Annotated in this window: 19 protein-coding genes, 1 tRNA gene and 4 pseudogenes; 16 read left to right on the forward strand and 8 right to left on the reverse strand. The window is 50.6% G+C overall.

Features of this window, described 5'->3' with window-relative positions; all coding sequences use genetic code 11:
* Position 1 precedes the first annotated feature (1 nt).
* The 3 genes and pseudogenes from aguB to ACP3TC_RS15750 all read right to left on the reverse strand — a co-directional run.
* Positions 2–913, reverse strand: coding sequence for an N-carbamoylputrescine amidase (gene aguB / locus ACP3TC_RS15740; RefSeq protein ID WP_313856263.1), 912 nt, complete (start codon positions 911–913; stop codon positions 2–4).
* Positions 914–1519: 606 nt separating this feature from the next.
* Positions 1520–2596, reverse strand: coding sequence for a PD-(D/E)XK nuclease family protein (locus tag ACP3TC_RS15745; protein WP_426816809.1), 1077 nt, complete (start codon positions 2594–2596; stop codon positions 1520–1522).
* Positions 2597–2954: 358 nt separating this feature from the next.
* Positions 2955–3104 (reverse strand): annotated as a pseudogene (locus ACP3TC_RS15750) (transposase); the annotation flags it as partial.
* 666 nt (positions 3105–3770) lie between these two features.
* Between ACP3TC_RS15750 and ACP3TC_RS15755 the strand changes: the two are divergent.
* The 7 genes and pseudogenes from ACP3TC_RS15755 to ACP3TC_RS15785 form a co-directional block, all read left to right on the forward strand.
* Positions 3771–4085, forward strand: coding sequence for a hypothetical protein (locus tag ACP3TC_RS15755; protein WP_426816810.1), 315 nt, complete (start codon positions 3771–3773; stop codon positions 4083–4085).
* Positions 4086–4127: 42 nt separating this feature from the next.
* Positions 4128–4334: a hypothetical protein gene (locus ACP3TC_RS15760; protein WP_313856258.1), complete on the forward strand. Its 207-nt coding sequence runs from the start codon at positions 4128–4130 to the stop codon at positions 4332–4334.
* Between the two features lie 423 nt (positions 4335–4757).
* Positions 4758–5905 (forward strand): IS3 family transposase gene (locus ACP3TC_RS15765; RefSeq protein ID WP_426816811.1). Its coding sequence is split into 2 segments (ribosomal slippage): positions 4758–4995 and positions 4995–5905, totalling 1149 coding nucleotides; the frame shifts between segments, so codons are not numbered across the junction.
* A 17-nt stretch (positions 5906–5922) separates the two neighbouring features.
* A pseudogene (locus ACP3TC_RS15770) lies at positions 5923–6121 on the forward strand (integrase core domain-containing protein); the annotation flags it as partial.
* 388 nt (positions 6122–6509) lie between these two features.
* Complete coding sequence (locus ACP3TC_RS15775) at positions 6510–6830, forward strand: hypothetical protein (RefSeq protein WP_313856252.1); 321 nt, start codon at positions 6510–6512, stop codon at positions 6828–6830.
* Positions 6831–7171: 341 nt separating this feature from the next.
* Positions 7172–7424 (forward strand): annotated as a pseudogene (locus tag ACP3TC_RS15780) (IS3 family transposase); the annotation flags it as partial.
* Positions 7418–7522 (forward strand): annotated as a pseudogene (locus ACP3TC_RS15785) (hypothetical protein); the annotation flags it as partial. The pseudogenes ACP3TC_RS15780 and ACP3TC_RS15785, both read left to right, overlap by 7 nt.
* Before the next feature lie 43 nt (positions 7523–7565).
* On the opposite strand, the gene ACP3TC_RS15790 reads toward ACP3TC_RS15785, so the two are convergent.
* Together ACP3TC_RS15790 and ACP3TC_RS15795 are read right to left on the reverse strand one after the other, a co-directional pair.
* A tRNA-Arg gene (locus ACP3TC_RS15790) sits at positions 7566–7642 on the reverse strand.
* Positions 7643–7786: 144 nt separating this feature from the next.
* Entirely contained in the window at positions 7787–8281 is a 495-nt protein-coding gene (locus tag ACP3TC_RS15795) for a DUF1198 family protein (protein WP_426816812.1), read from the reverse strand.
* Between the two features lie 237 nt (positions 8282–8518).
* Between ACP3TC_RS15795 and folD the strand changes: the two genes are divergently transcribed.
* Both folD and ybcJ read left to right on the forward strand, forming a co-directional pair.
* The gene (gene folD / locus ACP3TC_RS15800; RefSeq protein WP_313856218.1) at positions 8519–9385 is read left to right on the forward strand and encodes a bifunctional methylenetetrahydrofolate dehydrogenase/methenyltetrahydrofolate cyclohydrolase FolD; all 867 of its coding nucleotides are present in this window, start codon (positions 8519–8521) and stop codon (positions 9383–9385) included.
* A complete protein-coding gene (ybcJ, locus tag ACP3TC_RS15805; RefSeq protein WP_313856216.1) occupies positions 9385–9597 on the forward strand; it encodes a ribosome-associated protein YbcJ in 213 nt (70 codons plus the stop codon). Before folD ends, ybcJ begins: the two co-directional genes overlap by 1 nt.
* Positions 9598–9817: 220 nt before the next feature.
* Here ybcJ and cysS read toward each other — a convergent pair whose 3' ends face one another.
* Positions 9818–11206 (reverse strand): cysteine--tRNA ligase, encoded by a 1389-nt coding sequence (gene cysS / locus ACP3TC_RS15810; protein WP_426816813.1) that lies wholly within the window; start codon positions 11204–11206, stop codon positions 9818–9820.
* Between the two features lie 289 nt (positions 11207–11495).
* Here cysS and ppiB point away from each other — a divergent pair, with 289 nt between their 5' ends.
* The 4 genes from ppiB (at position 11496) to purK (ending at position 14435) form a co-directional block, all read left to right on the forward strand.
* Positions 11496–11990 carry a peptidylprolyl isomerase B gene (gene ppiB / locus ACP3TC_RS15815; RefSeq protein WP_313856214.1) on the forward strand — a complete coding sequence of 165 codons (495 nt, stop codon included), beginning with the start codon at positions 11496–11498 and terminating at the stop codon, positions 11988–11990.
* Positions 11990–12715, forward strand: a complete 726-nt coding sequence (lpxH, locus tag ACP3TC_RS15820) for a UDP-2,3-diacylglucosamine diphosphatase (protein WP_426816814.1) — start codon at positions 11990–11992, stop codon at positions 12713–12715. The genes ppiB and lpxH overlap by 1 nt, the downstream gene beginning before the upstream one ends.
* A 149-nt stretch (positions 12716–12864) precedes the next feature.
* Positions 12865–13374, forward strand: coding sequence for a 5-(carboxyamino)imidazole ribonucleotide mutase (gene purE, locus ACP3TC_RS15825; protein WP_426816815.1), 510 nt, complete (start codon positions 12865–12867; stop codon positions 13372–13374).
* Positions 13371–14435, forward strand: coding sequence for a 5-(carboxyamino)imidazole ribonucleotide synthase (purK, locus tag ACP3TC_RS15830; protein ID WP_313856210.1), 1065 nt, complete (start codon positions 13371–13373; stop codon positions 14433–14435). Before purE ends, purK begins: the two co-directional genes overlap by 4 nt.
* Before the next feature lie 43 nt (positions 14436–14478).
* Here purK and ybbP read toward each other — a convergent pair whose 3' ends face one another.
* Together ybbP and ybbA are read right to left on the reverse strand one after the other, a co-directional pair.
* Positions 14479–16896, reverse strand: a complete 2418-nt coding sequence (gene ybbP / locus ACP3TC_RS15835) for a putative ABC transporter permease subunit YbbP (protein WP_426816816.1) — start codon at positions 16894–16896, stop codon at positions 14479–14481.
* Positions 16893–17579, reverse strand: a complete 687-nt coding sequence (ybbA, locus tag ACP3TC_RS15840; protein ID WP_313856207.1) for a putative ABC transporter ATP-binding protein YbbA — start codon at positions 17577–17579, stop codon at positions 16893–16895. Before ybbA ends, ybbP begins: the two co-directional genes overlap by 4 nt.
* Here ybbA and tesA point away from each other — a divergent pair.
* The 3 genes from tesA (at position 17550) to ACP3TC_RS15855 (ending at position 19913) form a co-directional block, all read left to right on the forward strand.
* Positions 17550–18170 (forward strand): multifunctional acyl-CoA thioesterase I/protease I/lysophospholipase L1, encoded by a 621-nt coding sequence (tesA, locus tag ACP3TC_RS15845; protein ID WP_313856206.1) that lies wholly within the window; start codon positions 17550–17552, stop codon positions 18168–18170. The genes ybbA and tesA overlap by 30 nt on opposite strands.
* 31 nt (positions 18171–18201) lie before the next feature.
* Positions 18202–18975 (forward strand): SDR family oxidoreductase, encoded by a 774-nt coding sequence (locus ACP3TC_RS15850; RefSeq protein ID WP_313856205.1) that lies wholly within the window; start codon positions 18202–18204, stop codon positions 18973–18975.
* A gap of 80 nt (positions 18976–19055) precedes the next feature.
* Positions 19056–19913: a co-chaperone YbbN gene (locus tag ACP3TC_RS15855; RefSeq protein ID WP_426816817.1), complete on the forward strand. Its 858-nt coding sequence runs from the start codon at positions 19056–19058 to the stop codon at positions 19911–19913.
* The last annotated feature ends 21 nt before the right edge of the window (positions 19914–19934 follow it).

Raw genomic sequence — 19934 nt, forward strand, 5'->3', positions numbered from 1 at the left:
CTTATTTCTCTCCTGTCACACTGAAAGCATTCCGGCCATCTGAGGTTGTCAATATGTTGTACATTTCGGGGCGACGATCGCGGAACAGGCACCACCAGTCGCGATGCTGTTTGATTGCATCAAGATCAAAGGAATGGACCAGAATACCTTCTGAGACTTTATCGGCCTGAGCGACGAGTGTGCCGGTTTGATCAGCGATAAAGGAGCTGCCATAGAAGGTCATTTCGAGGCCGGGAGTAAATTTACTCTCTTCAGTACCGATACGGTTAGATGCGATAACCGGCACCATATTGGCGCCCGCTGCACCACATTGCACATGAGTCCAGTGTGGTTGACTGTCATACTGGCCTACCCCCTCACCAGGTTCTGTACCTATCGCGGTCGGATGAAAAATCAATTCCGCACCCATCAAAGCCAATGAACGCTGAGTTTCAGGAAACCATTGATCCCAGCAGATACCGACCCCAATTCGGCCAAACTGTGTATCCCAGACGCGGAAACCGGTGTCCCCGGGAGTAAAATACTGTTTTTCCTGATAACCAAAATCATTGGGAATATGCGTCTTACGGTAATAACCCAGAATGGACCCATCGGCGTCAATCATTGCCAGCGAGTTGAAATAGGCATTATTTCCTTTCTCAAAAAAAGAAAGGGGCAGAACAATATTTAGTGATTTTGCTAACGCTTGAAAATGTCTCAGTAATGGACTGTTATCTACTGACTGAGCCAGAGTTAAATGACGCATATCCTGGTCAATACAGAAATAAGGCGACATAAATAACTCCTGAAGCAGAATCACATTAGCGCCTTTTGCCTGTGCTTCGCGTATGAGCTTATCTGCTCGTGCAATATTTTCCTCTAAATTCCAGCTGCAGTGCATTTGAGTTGCAGCCACCGTAACCATTCTGGTCATAGTTATCTCCTGATATTTAATAATTAATAAGTGATTCGTTCTGATGAAGAATATTATCTAAAAACTACCTTATGTAAAGTTTTCACTAATTACCTATATCTCACTGAAAAAAAAGAGAAGTTATTCATCTTGACATTTCGTGCTTAATTTATTTAAAGGAAGGTTTCATAGTAGTTAAAAGAATTATTTCATAATAAAAAACATAGAGTTAAAACATGATAGTAATTATCATTATGCTTTTCGATAGAGGAATGGCCTAAAAAAGACATTTTTGTTGAAGCTCAGTCGCTATTTGTTTATGAATGAAAGTGAGCAAGCCCCATAAAAAGAAACAGCATGTTTAAGCATCATTTAATTAAGGTATCAGCGTGTTTACACATTATTTAATTCGGGCTGAAGTAATCAGCAAGCAGATAAACAGCGGCAGTAGCAGGTAAGCATCGTAATTTTCTCGCCACGACGATTAATAGTTTGGAGTGAATGTGATTAATAGCAGGATTGCGGCGACAGCAATCATCAGGGCGCAGGACACTGGCTGACGCTCTGAGCCCCACGCGGACGCGCCTGGAGCATTGTTATTTCTACTACAGACCTACGCTTTCGATATTATCGTTGCTCACACTCAAAGCGATCCAGTAGAAGCATACGTTTGGCAACTTCAGTAAATAATGCTGACGTTTTAGTCGTTTGTGGTTGATAGATTCTGAAACCGATGATCGTGCGCTTACCCTCATCCCAATAATCACCCTCACAACCTTCGACGTTCAAAGCAGAGATTGCCCGCTCACGCAGCTCCTCGTCGATAAGCTCGCAAGTGTAGGTACGGACCTCATATTGTTCTTCCGGCTCACCATGCAGGAACAACACGACATCGGAATATGATGTCCAGTGTTCGAAAGAAAAACGCAGTGCTGGATAGCCGGACCATGTGTGCTGTGTCACTTTTACTTCATATTGCTGTCGACTAAATTGCGCAGTTAGCCAACGTCTACCTTCCTCCATCATCCCCTTAATCACACTGTTTTTCAGTTGCACCATTTCATGTATCCGATGCAGGTTTTCACGGATAAACTCTTCAGTTTCCACGGGGAAGGCCGGATTTATCATCAATGACTCCAGATGTAACACATATTCACGTAGCAGAATTAACCACTTATTCAGCGGCGCGCTGATAAAAGCCTCACCGAGGCGGAGAGTCAGTTGTCGGGTAAACTCACGATAGCTGACTCCCGTCCAGCCAACTGGTGCGCGACCATTCGGTGACAGCACGATGTAGTAAGGCTTTTTCTCCCGATAGCTTTCGTCATTCAGGTAAGCAGTGTAATCATCAAATGGGTTATTCAGTAGATGCCCGATTTTGTTTTCGATGATCATTACCCATTCATTCGACTCGAGAAGAAGATCAATACGATTACCCGCCACGGTGCTTACCTCACGTTCCGGCGGTTTAATCAGTGCTGATGCGAGGTCACTCGCCTCTTCCAGACAAGCCAATAGTGCATCCAGCGTCAGTGTATCTAATCCATGCTCACCATCAGGATCGAGATAAAATGCCAGCACGTCACTGACTGGGTTTTCATAATGTCCTCGTGCCCCAACAGAAAAAAGGTTAGCTTCTCTTTCGTGCGGAACAGGTAAGGTTTTAAGATGGTTGAGTAGAGATTCTAAATCCGTGAGTTTCATACAAAGATCCTTGTGATATTAACAGCCTTTTTTTGATAACTGTGGACTAAGAGTCAATCTAATCAATAACTGAAACCCTTTTCCATTACTTTCTCACAGACTATCAAGATCTTATCGATCATCCCTAATAAAACCGGCAATCAATGTCGGTTAATCCACTATGGATAAGTAGGTTCGACAGCTGAAAGAAGAGCAAGGGGAGAAATACCCATATCGTGACCAATGACACCTGAGCAGGTTGAAATACGCGAACTGAAGAAAAGACTTCGATGCGTTAAAATGAAGAGTGATATATTTAAAAAGGCTACTGATGTCGCCGGATCTCAGACAGAGTATCGGGCTGCGTTTAAGTGGCTGATGAATCAGGGCCATACTTTTTTAACCAGGCGTAGAGGCTGTGCGTGGTGATATCAAAACGGGTGGCGACGCATGCAATGGAATGGCCGCGGTCAACAACCTGTTTAACCGCTTCAATTTGGTACTCTTCGGGATGACGTTTATCGCTCATGGGCACCTCTCTTATCAGTCATCTTAAATGACTCTGAGGTGTCTGTTAAACCCGCGGTGATTCAATGTTCCCGCGGGGTTTAGCCTAAATGCTGAGAAGGCCCCCGACTCATCAGCATAGCAGTCTGGCACAAGCTTACCCGGTAGTTCGCATTTGGCCGGTGTGAGTTGAGCAGCACCTCTTTTCCCGGAATATGAAGCTTTGGTGTCTGCCAGCGGACGTCAGGTAATGATAAACATCAGGGCGCAGAAAATTATTTACTTCAGCAAGTATAAAAAATCACATTCTTCTATATGTATTTATTTTTTAATAAAATTCATATGTTCGCATAGCTATTTCAGCATCCATGAACGCCAAAGAAGCTCCCTGTCCAGAGGAGTTGCCCCAATATAAATGAGACACATTTCACATTTATAAAAAAAAGCACAAGTAAAGCGGAAGGAATACTGGAAGCTTTAGGGTGGCATCATCACCCACAACCCCATAACAATTAGCTGATTTTATTATGAAATTAAAAAACACAAGAACCCACTCATAATTATAATATCCAGAAAGAATTTTATAACCAAGAGAAAAACAATTTTTTTATTGTTTCACAAAGTAAGAATTTACGATACCTTACATAAGCCACATACAGGTGGGGTTAAACCAATAAGGATATAGAATATGAGAACGTTATCATTACAGGAAATGGAACAGGTTTCCGGAGCAGGAAATTATTCAGATAAATACGGCCCGGGTAACAGCAACAGCAGCAGTAAAAATAATGGCGGTAATTCCTCCTCCAGTTCATACGTTGAAGGATGCAATAACGGAATTATTGGTGGAATGATTGCTGGATCGGCAGGCGGAGTCGTTGGACTGGGGCTGGGTCTTGCTGGCGGAGCGATTGCGGGCGGATGCTTCTCTGGAAGCTCATCTTCTAATAATGGTAGCAATAACAGTAGTGCTGGCAATATCGGCGGACAGTGTCACTGGTAGTCACCATCCCGGCTGAAACGCCGGGATATTCGGAGTGAAATAATGCAGAAAGTAATTAGTGGACTGGTAATTTTTGTTTGTGTTCTTTTGTCAGCATCATTTTTAAAAGGTGCGGGAGTGGGTTTCGAAAAGTGGTATGGGGCTCCACAGGGTATTTCACAAATTATTGTGATAATCCTGACCATGGTAGGTTTTGTGAAAGCAGCACTCTATCTGCTACAGTTATTTTTCAAAAATAAAAAAAATTAACCTCCGTTAATATAAATAAGAATCTCTTGTTCTGCTGGAAAAATCATTTCTGGCAGAATAAAATTTTTTTAAGAATGAAAATTAATATTTTACTTATCATCAACAGATTCTCTTCAGGCTGAGCACTCTGTTAGCCAGCACCTTCATGGAATGAACTGAATGTACAGAAAGGAAGCGATAGAAAATCGTTCACACAGCTGGCGTGGCCACGCACTACTTCTCCCCGGCGTACCTTTGTGGGTTGTTGCTTTATTCAGCTTCTTTTTCTTTACAGTTTTCCTCGCTTTTATTATTGCGGGATCTTACACGAGAAGAGTGAATGTAGCAGGTGAGATCACCACCTTTCCAAGACCAGCTAATGAATCGCCACAGGTTTAACAGACACCTCAGAGTCATTTAAGATGACTTAAAAGAGAGGTGCCCATGAGCGGTAAACGTTATCCCGAAGAGTTTAAAATTGAAGCGGTAATACAGGTTGTTGAGCGTGGCCATTCTGTTTCCAGCGTCGCAACACGTCTCGATATCACTACTCACAGTCTTTACGCCTGGATAAAGAAGTACGGGCCGGACTCCTCCACCAATAAAGAACAGTCAGATGCTCAGGCCGAGATCCGCCGACTCCAGAAGGAGTTGAAGCGGGTTACTGACGAACGGGACATATTAAAAAAAGCCGCGGCGTACTTCGCAAAGCTGTCCGACTGAGGTACGCCTTTATCCGTGACAACAATCGTTGCTGGCCTGTCCGCCTTCTCTGCCAGGTACTGGATGTGCATCCGAGTGGGTTTTACGCCTGGCTTCAGCAGCCACATTCACGACGGTATCATGCTGACCTGAAGCTGACGGGGCATATCAAACAGTTCTGGCTGGAATCGGGCTGTGTTTATGGCTATCGCAAGATCTATCTCGATCTACGGGATACCGGGCAACAATGCGGTGTAAACAAAGTCTGGCGGTTGATGCAACGTGTGGGGATAAAGGCTCAGGTCGGAGACCGAAGCCCACGGGCGCGTAAAGATGAAGCCAGTATTGTGACGCCTAATAAGCTCCAGCGGCAGTTCAACCCGGAAGCACCGGATGAACGTTGGGTGACAGACATAACCTATATACGAACCCACGAAGGCTGGCTGTATCTTGCCGTGGTCGTTGATCTGTTCTCGCGCAAAGTTATCGGTTGGTCAATGCAACCCCGAATGACAAAAGATATTGTCCTGAATGCGCTTCTGATGGCCGTGTGGCGACGTAATCCTCAAAAACAGGTGCTGGTTCATTCTGATCAGGGTAGTCAGTATACAAGCTATGAATGGCAGTCGTTCCTGAAGTCGCACGGACTGGAGGTCAGTATGAGCCGTCGCGGTAACTGTCATGACAACGCGGTTGCAGAAAGCTTTTTCCAGCTACTGAAGCGTGAACGGATAAAGAAAAAGATCTACGGAACGAGAGACGAAGCCAGAAGCGATATTTTTGATTATATCGAAATGTTTTATAACAGTAAGCGTCGGCATGGCTCGAGCGAGCAGATGCCACCGACTGAATATGAAAACCTATATTATCAACGGCTCAGAAGTGTCTAGATTATCCGTGGCGATTCAAAAGGCTTAACCGCACTTACCGAACAGAATTCCATGATTTTATCTGTTCACAATCCTGAATGAAGTACGGGAAATCACTGAAAGATGGCTGTCAGAGGTTAACTGTGAACCTCCGCATGAATTACTGAAAACCTGGCGGCGGAGGAATACTGGCTACAATATCATCTGGCCGGGATCTCAAACAGAGCGTGGAACTAAAACGGATCTCTTTATAAGCCCAAGAGCTATCGGCCAGCGCATTAGAGTAAAGGCTACAGGCCATCTCAGGCTGGATACGATTGATTAATTCTTCGTCAGTCTCGCCTGATTGAGTATTACGGTGATTTTGCAGTGGTCAGGCATATTACTCTCCTGGTTCATCATCGGGCGCACGCTGAAATGCGCCCTGGGATGAGGACTGTTTGATGATTGCGTCGTCTCAGCAGTTAAGGCTGCCTACCTGACCGGTATCAATTCTATTTTTATAAAGTCAACATATTCAATGTGATAGCGTTATGCCAATATATATACAGCATTCAGTTTATTTAATGTTTAATTCTGGTTCGTAATATAGCGTCTAACAAAATATATAAGGACTATTCCTAACATGAAAATTTCAATCATTGCTGCCACCGTTTTAATTGGTGCTTTTTTAAGCGGATGTTCTGTGCAAAACGATAAAACACAGTTTCAAGGCCTGGGCTTAACGTATCAGTCAGATATCAAAAAGCTGGATAATGGAGATTATCTCACCGAAGTTGAAGCCGCGCCTGCTGCAGGTCGTATTCCAGGTGCTATTGGCACTGCAACTAAAAAAGCTACTGACTTTTGTCGTGTACAAAATAAATCCATGCAAGAAGTGAAAACTGATATTGATACACACTTACTCGTTAATGGCGTTGCTCGCCTGACTTTCAAATGTGTTTAAATATCCCTAAGCTGTAAAGTATTCCATAAGACTTAGAGAGCCGTTGTGAAAGCGGCTCTCAGTTTTTCCAACGCTGCTTTGCATTGGTAAAGTAACTATTGGTAATGGCAGCATAGTTGTCGGGTTAAAAGACTCAACAGATGTAATTTCCGCTAACTCGCGCGAGCGAATTGCATCGTGAATATTCTCGAAATACCCAAGACTCTTTTGTTTTTCGGTTGCGCATAATGTAAGCAATCCACTTATCATTACGCTTACACCAGCAGACCCCTTTCTCCCATATATGTTATTTTTGAGAGCGGTTCTATTCATCCCATTCCGGCTTCTTGTCACCAGCCTTAAATTACACCGTCTCTGACGCCGCCAGGGCTATGGACGTTGGCCTTTCTACGATGACAAAATGGGTAAAATAACTGCGTGATGAGCGTCAGGGAAAAACGCCAAAAGCCTCCCCGAACAGTTCTCGATAATCGGGAAACTCAGGGCGCGTTACCCTGTGTCCACACTCTACCATGTGTTCTGGATTCATCGCAGCAGCTACAAATACTGGAAAACCGTCCTGAAAAACCCGACGGCAGACGAACTGTATTACGCAGGTACAGCGTTATGCTCACCTGGCACCGAGCCACTTAACTGAACATGCGCGCAAAATTGACTCACTTTTGGGGGGTGACGACACAAATATGACATAAGGGGGAAATCAGATGGGATTGAGAATTGCTTAACTTATTGAATTGGTACGCCCTACAGGATTCGAACCTGTGACCTACGGCTTAGAAGGCCGGTGCTCTATCCAACTGAGCTAAGGGCGCATGGTGACTGCGACGAATTATACGGTGCGCGTGTGATGAGTCAACGTTTTTACTTGTTACTACGCCCTGTTGCTGCACTTATGAACAGTAACAGCCTTATTTGTGCCTGAAAGCGCTATTAATCACAGATTATTTAAGTTTTACTCAGTGTCGGTTCAGCCGTGAATCAATTGAATAGACATTGCCGTGTTCCGCTTCAGTGAACGTCTCTGCGGGCGCAAAACGCGCGTTGTAGCGCAAGCGGAAAGCATGCATCTCCTGAGCATCGGGCTCAGTCTCGCGCAGGAAGCTAAGCGCCAGTCGAACATGTTCCCCGCTCAATGTGGTCGGCAGATAGGCTTTGCGCAGCACGCCGCGCCAGAACATCAGGCTTTCATCGGACTCATCAACAATAAAGACCTGATAGATAAATAACACGCTGGCCGCATTGGCAAAGTGGGATTCATTATCACGAGAGAGATAATCGACAAATTCATCCCCTGCCGGTTTTCCCATCAGGCTAACCAGCGATTCCACGTAAACCGGGTCGAGATTCAGCCGTTTGCTCAGCGCTTTGGTTGCCCGGCGTGATTGCGAGTTGAGCACGCGGAAACCAATAATAAACACCAATACCAGAGTCACGAGCATCAGCCAGATCATGCGTTATCCTGCCAAAAGGCGTTGAATCGGGAAATAAGGGTCGTCAGAGTAGCAGTCAGCCCGGGGGCAGGCAACCTGCTGAAGGGGCTGGCGCGGGTTGATATCGCCTGAGTAAAAAAATCTCATGCCTGGATTATCAGCAAACAGAGAACATTCTGTGCCTGACAGCGGCGCTGGCTTCTGACAGAATAGGCGTATTCCCCCGTTTCAACTTAACACAGATGGATTTCCTCTCTGATGGTAGCAAAAATTATTGACGGTAAAACGATTGCGCAGCAGGTGCGCCTTGAGGTTGCTGAAAAAGTTAAGCAACGTCTGGCTGACGGAAAACGTGCACCTGGCCTGGCAGTGGTGTTAGTCGGTGAAAATCCGGCATCGCAGATTTATGTCGGCAGCAAACGTCGTGCTTGTGAAGAAGTCGGTTTTCTTTCGCGTTCATACGACCTGCCCGCCACCACCAGCGAAGCCGAGTTACTGGCGCTGATTGATAAGCTGAATAACGACAGGGAAATCGACGGTATTCTGGTGCAGCTGCCGCTGCCTGCCGGCATCGATAATGTCAAAGTGCTGGAGCACATTTCGCCGGATAAAGATGTGGATGGGTTCCATCCGTATAATGTTGGTCGTCTGTGCCAGCGAGCGCCCAAGCTGCGCCCCTGTACGCCGCGCGGCATTGTAACGCTGCTGGAGCGTTATAATATCGATACCTATGGCCTGAACGCGGTAGTGGTTGGCGCATCCAATATCGTCGGCCGGCCGATGAGCATGGAGCTGTTGCTGTCCGGTTGCACCACCACCGTCACCCACCGCTTTACCCGCGATCTGCGTCATCATGTTGAGCATGCCGATCTGCTGGTGGTCGCGGTCGGTAAACCGGGCTTTATCCCGGGTGAATGGATTAAGCCAGGCGCGATTGTTATCGATGTCGGAATTAACCGTCTGGAAAGCGGCAAAGTGGTCGGCGATGTGGATTTTGACAGCGCATCAGAACGCGCAGCCTATATTACGCCGGTGCCTGGCGGTGTCGGCCCGATGACGGTGGCAACCCTGATTCAGAATACCCTGCAGGCATGCGAAGAGTATCACGACGGAGCAGCAAAATAATGGCAACCTTTTCTCTGGGTAAGCACCCACACGTAGATTTATGCGATTTACTGAAGCTGGAAGGCTGGGTAGAAAGCGGCGCGATGGCCAAGACGCTGATTGCGGATGGTTATGTTACCGTAAATGGCGCGGTTGAAACCCGCAAACGCTGCAAGATTGTCGCCGGACAAGTTGTTGAGTTTGATGGTAATCAGGTGACAGTCACGGCCTGAAGCCAGTGATTAACGGCAGCCCTGGCTGCCGTTTGATGACTTATCCTGAAAAGTACGTTTAGCGTAACTGTCATCAGGATAAGAATTCGTAGGATTGTAAATCATTCTGGAAGCTGCTCAAGCTTTTAAAAAAAAGAGGCCTGGTCGTATCCAAACTCCATGTTGGTTAAACATCCTTTTACTGACAATATCTTCATCTTCCCGCTAATTTAAATCTCATTTACTTACGACGCCAGCTGGTTCCCTGCGGGCCATCTTCCAGAATAATGCCCAGCTCGTTCAGCTTATCGCGGGCAATATCCGCTTGCGCCCAGTCTTTTGCCTGGCGCGCATCAAAACGCATTTTGATCAGCGTTTCAATCTCCGCCACTTCCGCGTCGTTACTCTGTGCACCGCTTTGCAGGAACTGCTCCGGATCCTGCGCCAGCAGGCCCAGCACGCCCGCTAACTGACGCAGTTTCGCCGCCAGACCGTTGGCTGCGCCGATATCTTCGCTTTTCAGGCGGTTAACCTCTCGCGCCATATCGAACAGTGCCGAGTAGGCTTCTGGCGTGTTGAAATCATCGTCCATCGCCTCGCGGAAACGCGCTTCAAAGGCTTCCCCACCGGCAGCGACTGCACTCGCGTCGGTGTTGCGCAGCGCGGTGTACAGACGCTCCAGCGCGGCACGCGCCTGCTTAAGGTTATCTTCACCGTAGTTGAGCTGGCTGCGATAGTGGCCGGACATCAGGAAGTAACGCACGGTTTCCGCGTCGTAATGCGCCAGCACGTCACGCACGGTAAAGAAGTTATCCAGCGATTTTGACATCTTCTCGCGGTCAACCATGACCATGCCGGAGTGCATCCAGTAATTAACATAAGGGCCGTCATGTGCGCAGGTTGACTGGGCAATTTCGTTTTCATGATGCGGGAACATCAGGTCGGAACCGCCGCCATGAATATCAAAATGCTCGCCAAGCTGTTTGCAGTTCATCGCTGAACATTCGATATGCCAGCCCGGACGTCCTTCGCCCCACGGTGACGACCAGCTCGGTTCACCGGCTTTCGACATTTTCCACAGCACGAAATCCATCGGGTTGCGCTTCACGTCAGCAGCCACTTCAACACGTGCGCCCGCCTGTAACTGCTCCAGATCCTGTCGCGAAAGTTTGCCGTAATCGGCATCACTTTCTACCGAGAACATCACGTCACCATTGCTGGCAACATAAGCATGTTCACGCTTAATCAGCTTCGCCACCAGCTCGATAATTTCGCCGATATGACGGGTAGCACGCGGCTCGAGATCCGGCGGCAGAATATTCAGCGCGGCGAAATCGGCATGCATTTCGGCGATCATGCGATTGGTCAGCGTTTCAACGCTTTCGCCATTTTCATTGGCACGCTTGATAATTTTGTCATCAATATCAGTGATATTGCGCACGTAATTCAGCTGATAGCCGCAATAACGCAGATAACGCGAAACGACGTCAAACGCCACAAAAGTACGACCGTGGCCAATATGACAGAGGTCATAAACGGTAATTCCGCACACGTACATGCCGATCTTGCCAGCATGAATAGGTTTAAATTCCTCTTTTTGACGACTCAGGGTGTTGTAAATCTTTAGCATTGAGACATTCCGTATGACGTGTGCGGGTTAACAAACTGATTATTTCCCGGGTAGCTGGCGCGGCAGCAACAACGGCAATCACCCGGGTATATAAAGGCTTATTTTGACGTATTGTTAACGTAAGCGCGCTGCAATGCAAGAACATGGCAGCAACTCGGCTGATGTCGCCATGCTGACGCGTCATCACAATTTGTGATATAAGAAGCGTCTGTCAAAACTGGCCCGGCATTTTTACTACCCTGCCGTGAGCACAGTCGTTTAAAACTCCCACCTTTAACAGGACGAGATTATGGTTACTTTCCAGACCAATCATGGCGACATCGTTATCAAAACTTTCGACGATAAAGCCCCAGCCACCGTGAAGAACTTCCTGGATTACTGTCGTGAAGGTTTCTACGACAACACCATTTTCCACCGTGTAATCAACGGCTTTATGGTTCAGGGCGGCGGCTTTGAGCCAGGCATGAAGCAGAAAGCAACGAAAGAAGAAATCCGCAATGAAGCTAATAACGGCCTGAAAAACACCAAAGGCACGCTGGCAATGGCGCGTACTTCTGCCCCACACTCCGCCACTGCCCAGTTCTTTATCAACGTTGCAGACAACGACTTCCTGAACTTCAGCGGTGAGAACCTGCAGGGTTGGGGTTATTGCGTATTTGCTGAAGTAGTTGAAGGTATGGACGTGGTTGAGAAAATCAAAGGCGTTGCTACCGGCCGTAGCGGTATGCATCAGGACGTGCCAAAAGAAGACGTCGTGATCCAGAAAGTGACCGTTAGCGAGTAATGTCACGCACGCTATTTATCGCAGATTTGCATCTGTGTGAAGAAGAACCGGCAATTACTGCCGGTTTTCTGCGTTTTTTACAGCGCGAGGCACCGCATGCCGATGCGCTGTATATTCTTGGCGATCTGTTCGAAGCCTGGATTGGCGATGACGACCCTAATCCGCTGCATGCCGAAGTCGCGGCGGCGCTGATGGCGCTGAAGCAACAGGGCGTGCCCTGCTACTTTATTCACGGTAATCGTGATTTTCTGCTGGGCCATCGCTTTGCCCACGCCAGCGGCATGATTCTGCTGCCGGAAGAGCAGCTGCTGGAACTGTATGGTAAACGCGTACTGATTCTGCATGGCGACACCCTCTGCACCGACGATCAAGTCTATCAGCGTTTTCGCCGCAAAGTGCATCAGCGCTGGCTGCAAAAGCTGTTCCTCGCGCTGCCGCTGTTTATCCGCCAGCGCATCGCCGCCAATATGCGCGCCAACAGTAAAAATGCCAATCGCGGCAAATCCGCAGCCATTATGGATGTTAATCAACACGCGGTAACGGATGCTTTCCAGCGCCACCAGGCGCAGTGGATGATTCACGGGCATACCCACCGGCCTGCGGTACACGCCTTACAAATTAATGGTCAGCCAGCAGAACGCGTGGTGCTGGGTGCCTGGCACCAGCAAGGCTCGATGATTCAGGTCGATGCTGACGCCGTGACGCTGAGCGCTTTCCCCTTCTGATCTCGCCTTAATAAGCCGAATTTTGCCGCGCCAGGCGGCTACGCAACCGTTTTCCTTGCTGTCGAGTCATGGTATTCTCTCTGCCCTTCCCACCCGGCTGTTTAAAATCGCACGGGTGAAGTTTGTACAATCACAGGAGTCAGACTCGCATGTCATCCAACGCCGCCCCAGCCCGCATTGCCATTGTTATGGGTTCAAAAAGTGACTGGGCAACCATGGAGTTTACCGCAGAGATTCTTACCACCCTTGCGGTTCCTTTCGACGTTGAAGTGGTCTCAGCCCATCGCACCCCGGATAAACTGTTTAGCTTCGCTGAAAACGCAGCGGGAAATGGCTATCAGGTCATTATTGCCGGTGCCGGTGGCGCGGCCCATTTGCCAGGCATGCTGGCAGCGAAAACGCTGGTTCCGGTGCTGGGTGTACCGGTACAGAGCGCCGCCCTCAGCGGTGTTGATAGCCTCTACTCCATCGTGCAGATGCCGCGTGGTATTCCGGTCGGTACGCTGGCGATTGGTAAAGCCGGTGCCGCCAATGCCGCGCTGCTGGCGGCGCAGATTCTGGCAATCCACGATAGCGTACTGGCGGCGCGTCTGGCCGACTGGCGTCAGAGTCAGACCGATGAAGTGCTTAACAATCCTGATCCACGGGGTAATGCATGAAGCCGGTTTGCGTATTAGGTAATGGTCAGCTTGGGCGCATGCTGCGTCAGGCTGGCGAGCCATTGGGCATCGCGGTGTATCCGGTGGGGCTGGACGCCGAGCCGGAAGCGCTGCCCATTCAGCAAAGCGTGATTACTGCCGAGATTGAACGCTGGCCGGAAACTGCGCTGACCCGTGAACTGGCGAAACACCCGGCGTTTGTAAACCGCGATATTTTTCCAATATTGGCCGATCGCCTGACGCAAAAACAGCTTCTCGATCAGCTTGGCCTCGCGACCGCCCCGTGGCAGCTGTTGGCGTCAGACGATCAATGGCCGCAGGTGTTTTCAACGCTCGGTGAACTGGCGATCGTTAAACGTCGCACCGGCGGCTATGACGGGCGCGGACAGTGGCGTTTGCGTGCCGATCAAATCCAGCAGCTGCCGCCAGAGTGTTACGGTGAGTGCATCGTCGAACAGGGCATTAACTTCAGTGGCGAAGTCTCTCTGGTGGGGGCGCGCAACCCTAATGGCGAGACGGTATTTTATCCGTTGACCCATAACCTGCATCAGGATGGCATTCTGCGCACCAGCGTGGCGTTGCCTGAGCCGGATGCCGCACTGCAACAGCAGGCGGAGCAGATGCTGTCTGCCATTATGCATAAGCTGCACTATGTCGGCGTGATGGCGATGGAGTGTTTTGTGGTGCCGGAAGGTCTGTTAATCAATGAACTGGCCCCGCGCGTGCACAACAGCGGTCACTGGACGCAAAACGGCGCATCGATCAGCCAGTTTGAACTGCATCTGCGAGCAATTCTTGATTTGCCAATGCCGAAACCGGTAGTCAGCTCGCCGTCGGTGATGGTTAATCTGATTGGCACCGAGATTAATTTGCAGTGGTTACAGCAGCCGTTAGTTAATCTGCACTGGTATGAGAAAGAAGTGCGTGCCGGACGTAAAGTCGGTCATCTCAATCTGAATGACGTTGAGGGTAGTACGTTAATCAACGCATTAAACGCGCTGGTGCCGATGTTACCGCCGGAATATGCCAGCGGTATTGAGTGGGCTATCGCAAAACTGTAACGGTAAGGGAGCCGAAAACGGCTCCCTTTCGACTAAATGAGCTTTACGCAGACTCATAACTTCTGAATAACGCCTTCCCTTTCAGTAAGCGAATACCCAGCCAGCCACCACACACCGACAGCAGCAGCGCGCCGGCCAGCGGTAACACCCCCCAAAGCATATAGTCAGGCTGCCACGGGAAATCAAATACCTTACGTTGCAAACCCCACAGCGCGGCTTCAGCGCCGATTGCGGCGGCAATCCCGGACACCGCGCCCAGCACGGCAAACTCACTCCACAAGGTGCCGCGCAGCAGTTTTTTACTGGCTCCCAGTGTGCGATACACTACCAGCTCCTGTCGCCGCTGGCGCATACCGACCTGAATTTGTGCCAGTAACAGCAGCACACCACAAGCGGTAACCAGCACTACCATAATTTCCAGCGCACGGCTGACCTGCGTCAGCACCTGCCCGACCTGACGCAAAATGCTGCCAATATCCAGCAGGCTGAGCGTCGGAAACTGGCGATTGAGCTGCGCCAGCATGGTCGGATCGCTGTCCATATGGAAGCTGGTCAGCCAGGTTTGTGGCTGCTGGTCAAGCGCTCCCGGCGGGAAAATAAAGAAGAAGAAGGGGCGCAGGCTTTCACGGTCAATTGAACGCAGGCTGGTAATTTTTGCGCTAAACGACTGCGTATCTCCGGTAAAGGTCAGCGTATCGCCCAGCTTCAGGCCCAGACGCTCCGTCAACTCTTCCGCCATTGACACCTCACCTTGTTTCGGCGGCCAGCTTCCCGCTACCAGCGGGCTGTTATCCGGCAACTGTTCAAGCCACGTCAGGTTAATTTCACGGTTATAGGTATTGTCTTCAGCCGGATCGACCGGCGTATTGTTAGTCTCAGTCAGCCGCACGCGCGCGATCGGATAGAAGTTTTCCGTTTTAATCTGATGCTGTTGCAGGAAGGTTTTCACCTGCGGTACCTGTTCAGTGGCGATATTCAGCAGATAGTAATTTGGACTGTCCGGCGGCAGTTGCTGCTGCCAGCGATCAAGCAAATCACCACGCATCACCAGTAGCAGCGCCAGCAGCATAAACGACAGCGAAAACGCCGCCAGCTGGCTCAGAGTGGTCAGCGGCTGGCGCAACAGGCGATTGATTGCCAGGCGGAATGCCAGATTACGCACCGACAGTTTACGTAACAGCAATAAACCGCCCCAGCCCACCGCACCCAGCAATAGCGCCAGCAATGCAATACCGGCGATCAGCGCCCATAACAGGATGCTGCCGCCTACCAGCAACGCCAGTAAGCCAATCACTACCAGAGCCATAACCGGCAGATAAAACTTCAGCGGCCAGACCTCGGCAATCGCATCACGACGCAGCACCCGCAGCGGCTGAGTTGCCAGCAGCAGGCGATAGGGCCGCAGCCCAACCAGCAACGAGATAACAAACAGCGAGCCAATTGCCCACAGCCATGGCCAGATGCCGGAAGGTGGTAGTGCCGCCGGCAGCACCGGCTTCAGCATTTGTAACAGCAATGCTTCAAATCCCAGCCCCAGCGCGCTACCCACCACCGCCGCCAGCAGTAATACCGCCAGCCACTGGCCGATAATCAGCTTGCGCAGCGCCGCACGATTGGCCCCCAGGGTCTTTAATACGGCGACTAAATCATAGCGACTGCGGCAATAATGGCTCATTGCCACCGCCACCGCTGAAATCGCCAGTATCAGAGTCAGTAATGCGGAAAGCAGCAGAAATTGCTGAGCGCGTTGCAGCGAGCGGCCAAGCGCATCATCGGAATTGTCCACGCTCATCCAGCGCTGATCGGCTTTCAGCTGCGGCTCAATCCAGCGATCGTAGCGGCTGAGCTGCTCCGGCGTACCGGCAAACTTATAACGCCAGGTTAGCCGGCTACCCGGCTGAACCGCGCCGGTTTTTTCCACATCCGCCAGGTTCATCATCAGCCGTGGGGCAGTCTGAAAAGGATTAAAACCGGAATCCGGCTCCTGAATCACCTCGCCCGCGATACGCAGTGAGGTATCACCAACGTCCAGCATATCGCCGGTTTTCAGATTAAGCAGCGCCAGCAAACGTGGCGCGGCCAGCACCGTACCCGGCTGCGGTTTAAGGTTTGCCGGTTCCGTGGTCAGCTGACCAAACATCGGATAAACATCATCGACCGCTTTCACCGAGGCCAGCTGCGGCGTATTTTCGGCGAAGGTCATGGTCATAAAACTCAGTTGGCTGCTGATCTGCAAGCCGTCACTGCGCGCCTGCTGCAACCATTCTGGCGATACCGGATTCGAGCTGCTTAAGGTGCGGTCGCCCGCCATAAAATCGCGGCTTTGTTGATTCAGCCCTTTCTCCATTCGGTCGCTGAGTGAACCCAGCGCCAGCACGCAGGCGACAGCCAGCGTCAGCGCCAGCCAGACAATCAGCAGCGATGGCGAACGCCATTCACGCCAGAACCAGCGCCAAATCATGCTTCCTCCCACAATTTACCGTCGCGCAGCCGCAGTCGGCGGTCACAGCGCGCCGCCAGTTGCTCATCATGGGTTACCAGAATCAGGGTGGTGGCAAAATCACGATTAAGAGAAAACAACAGATCGGCGATGCGGTCACCGGTTTTACGATCAAGATTGCCGGTCGGTTCATCGGCGAACAGCAAATCAGGGCGACCATTGAAGGCGCGCGCCAGCGCCACGCGCTGCTGCTCACCGCCGGACAGCTGGGCGGGAAGATGACTCAGACGTTCTGCCAGCCCCAGTTGAGCCAGCAAAGCGCTGGCCTGCTCGCGACTCTGACTCTCACTGTCGCCGCGCAGCAGGGCCGGAAGCTGCACGTTTTCCAACGCATTTAGCGTTGGCACCAACATAAACGACTGAAAAACAAAGCCAACATGTTTTGCCCGCAAAGCCGCACGCTGCTCTTCGTTATGCTGATGTAACGGCTCGCCGCAAAGAAACACTTCCCCTTCACTGCCGTCATCAAGCCCGGCAAGAATACCCAACAGCGTAGATTTACCCGATCCCGACTCGCCAATCAGGGCGATAGTCTCAGCCGGTTTGACAACCAGCTCAACTCCGGTAAGGATGGTTAACTGATGATCACCCTGACCGACGGACTTACTAAGACGATGAACTTCAAGAATGTTTTCCGCTGGCATTACCCGTTCCTGTTATTATTGCTACTCATTTCGCGCGTGGCGTCGGCAGATACCCTGCTGATTCTCGGCGACAGTTTAAGCGCCGGATATCGCATGTCGGCCAGCGCGGCATGGCCTGCGCTGCTTAACGATAAATGGCAAGAAAAGCCCACCGTGATTAACGGTAGTATCAGTGGTGATACCGCCACTCAGGGTCTGAGCCGTTTGCCCGCCCTGCTGAAACAACATCAACCGCAGTGGGTGCTGATCGAACTGGGCGGTAACGATGGTTTACGCGGTTTCCCGCCGCAAAATATCGAACAGGATCTGCGTAAAATCATTACCGAAATCAAGGCGGCAGATGCCCAGCCGCTGTTAATGCAAATCCGTTTGCCCGCGAACTATGGTCGCCGCTACAACGAGGCATTCAGCGGGATTTACCCGAAGCTGGCGCAGGAGTTCAACATTCCATTAATCCCCTTTTTTATGGAGCAGGTTTATCTGAAACCTGAGTGGATGCAGCAGGATGGTATTCATCCCGCTCCCGATGCGCAGCCCTTTATTGCTGATCTGATGGCCAGACAACTGTCACCTCTAGTTAAGCACGAGTGAAAGAAAACTGTGATCGCTGACAGGTAAAGTTATGAAAAAAAGCATTTTAATTACCGGTTGTTCCAGTGGTATTGGCCTGGTCGCCGCCGAAGATTTACAGCGTCGAGGCTATCAGGTGTTTGCCGCCTGTCGCAAAGCGGACGATGTGGCGCGCATGAATCAGTTGGGATTTACCGGCATTGAACTGGACCTTGATGATGCCTATAGCGTCGGGCAGGCCGCGCAGCAGGTGATTGAGCTTAGCGGCAATCAGCTGTATGCGCTGTTTAATAATGGGGGTTACGGCGTTTATGGCGCGCTGCATACGTTGTCGCGCCAGCAGCTGGAACAGCAGTTTTCGACCAACTTCTTTGGCCTGCATCAGCTGACGATGCTACTGCTGCCAGCGCTGCTGGCGAATGGCGGTGGACGAATTATTAATACCAGCTCAGTGCTGGGATTGCTGTCGACGCCGCGCCGCGGTGCCTATGCTGCCAGTAAATATGCGCTTGAAGCCTGGTCTGATGCGCTTCGCATGGAGCTGCACGGCACCGGGGTACGCGTCAGCCTGATTGAGCCAGGGCCTATTCACACCCGCTTTACTGATAACGTTAATCAAACTCAGCAGGATAGTCCGGTAAAAAATCCGTCGATTGCGGCCCGTTTTACGCTGCCGCCAGCAGCAATTCTGCCGAAATTGCACCATGCTTTAGAGAGTAAGCATCCTAAATTGCGCTATCCGGTCACCCTGGTGGCCTGGGCAATGACCGTTATCCGTCGTTTGCTGCCGGGCTGGATGCTGGATCGCATTTTGCGCAGTAACTAGCACTGCAACAACAATTTCGCTTGAAGCGAGGCGTAACGCCCCAATATTGTTACAAAGTCATCAGCAAAAGAGACGAATTCATGTCACCACAAGCTTCGATTATTAACATCAATGAATCTAACCTGCATCAGACGCTGGAGCAGTCAGCTTCCATTCCGGTGCTGTTTTACTTCTGGTCTGAACGCAGCCAGCACTGTCTGGAGCTGACTCCACTGCTGGAACGCCTCGCGCAGCAGTATGCTGGTCAGTTTATTCTGGCGAAGCTGGATTGCGATGCGGAGCAGGCGGTTGCTGCCCAGTTCGGTCTGCGCTCGATTCCGACCGTCTACCTGTTCCAGAATGGTCAGCCCGTCGACGGTTTCCAGGGGCCACAGCCGGAAGAAGCGGTGCGTGCGCTGTTGGAAAAAGTGTTGCCGCGTGAAGAAGAGCTGAAAGCACAGGAAGCGCTGCTGCTGATGCAGGAAGGCAAAATGATCGACGCGCTGCCGCTGCTGAAAGATGCCTGGCAGCTGAGCAATCAGTCGAGTGAGATTGGCTTTCTGCTGGCCGAAGTTCTGATCGCCCTGAGCCGCAGCGATGAAGCCGAAGCGGTACTGAAAGTGGTGCCATTACAGGATCAGGACACCCGTTATCAGGGGCTGATGGCGCAAATCGATCTGCTGAAACAGGCCGCGGACACCCCGGAAATTCAGCAGTTACAACAGCAGTTGGAAGCCGAGCCGGAAAATGCTGAACTGGCGGCGCAACTCGCGCTGCAACTGCACCAGGTTGGCCGTAATGAAGAGGCGCTGGAGCTGCTGTTCGTGCATCTGAAAAAAGACATGAATGCCGCAGACGGCCAGGTGCGCAAAATGCTGCAGGAGATTCTGGCGGCGCTCGGTACCGGTGATGCACTGGCAGCGAAATATCGCCGCCAGCTCTATTCGCTGCTCTACTAAGCACGAATTAAACGGGTCGGA

This window comes from Winslowiella sp. 2C04, from assembly GCF_050037805.1.
GTDB classification, from domain to species: Bacteria; Pseudomonadota; Gammaproteobacteria; order Enterobacterales; family Enterobacteriaceae; genus Erwinia; species Erwinia toletana_A.

What these genes read in the sequence shown, in the direction of transcription:
- aguB (WP_313856263.1), bottom strand. Translation starts at nt 913, where the DNA reads ATGACCAGAATGGTTACGGTGGCTGCAACTCAAATGCACTGCAGCTGG.
- ybcJ (WP_313856216.1), top strand. Translation starts at nt 9,385, where the DNA reads ATGGCAACCTTTTCTCTGGGTAAGCACCCACACGTAGATTTATGCGAT.
- ppiB (WP_313856214.1), top strand. Translation starts at nt 11,496, where the DNA reads ATGGTTACTTTCCAGACCAATCATGGCGACATCGTTATCAAAACTTTC.
- ACP3TC_RS15855 (WP_426816817.1), top strand. Translation starts at nt 19,056, where the DNA reads ATGTCACCACAAGCTTCGATTATTAACATCAATGAATCTAACCTGCAT.
- purK (WP_313856210.1), top strand. Translation starts at nt 13,371, where the DNA reads ATGAAGCCGGTTTGCGTATTAGGTAATGGTCAGCTTGGGCGCATGCTG.
- purE (WP_426816815.1), top strand. Translation starts at nt 12,865, where the DNA reads ATGTCATCCAACGCCGCCCCAGCCCGCATTGCCATTGTTATGGGTTCA.
- ACP3TC_RS15775 (WP_313856252.1), top strand. Translation starts at nt 6,510, where the DNA reads ATGAAAATTTCAATCATTGCTGCCACCGTTTTAATTGGTGCTTTTTTA.
- lpxH (WP_426816814.1), top strand. Translation starts at nt 11,990, where the DNA reads ATGTCACGCACGCTATTTATCGCAGATTTGCATCTGTGTGAAGAAGAA.
- ybbA (WP_313856207.1), bottom strand. Translation starts at nt 17,579, where the DNA reads ATGCCAGCGGAAAACATTCTTGAAGTTCATCGTCTTAGTAAGTCCGTC.
- folD (WP_313856218.1), top strand. Translation starts at nt 8,519, where the DNA reads ATGGTAGCAAAAATTATTGACGGTAAAACGATTGCGCAGCAGGTGCGC.
- ACP3TC_RS15745 (WP_426816809.1), bottom strand. Translation starts at nt 2,596, where the DNA reads ATGAAACTCACGGATTTAGAATCTCTACTCAACCATCTTAAAACCTTA.
- ACP3TC_RS15760 (WP_313856258.1), top strand. Translation starts at nt 4,128, where the DNA reads ATGCAGAAAGTAATTAGTGGACTGGTAATTTTTGTTTGTGTTCTTTTG.
- ACP3TC_RS15755 (WP_426816810.1), top strand. Translation starts at nt 3,771, where the DNA reads ATGAGAACGTTATCATTACAGGAAATGGAACAGGTTTCCGGAGCAGGA.
- tesA (WP_313856206.1), top strand. Translation starts at nt 17,550, where the DNA reads ATGAACTTCAAGAATGTTTTCCGCTGGCATTACCCGTTCCTGTTATTA.
- ACP3TC_RS15850 (WP_313856205.1), top strand. Translation starts at nt 18,202, where the DNA reads ATGAAAAAAAGCATTTTAATTACCGGTTGTTCCAGTGGTATTGGCCTG.
- ACP3TC_RS15795 (WP_426816812.1), bottom strand. Translation starts at nt 8,281, where the DNA reads ATGATCTGGCTGATGCTCGTGACTCTGGTATTGGTGTTTATTATTGGT.
- cysS (WP_426816813.1), bottom strand. Translation starts at nt 11,206, where the DNA reads ATGCTAAAGATTTACAACACCCTGAGTCGTCAAAAAGAGGAATTTAAA.
- ybbP (WP_426816816.1), bottom strand. Translation starts at nt 16,896, where the DNA reads ATGATTTGGCGCTGGTTCTGGCGTGAATGGCGTTCGCCATCGCTGCTG.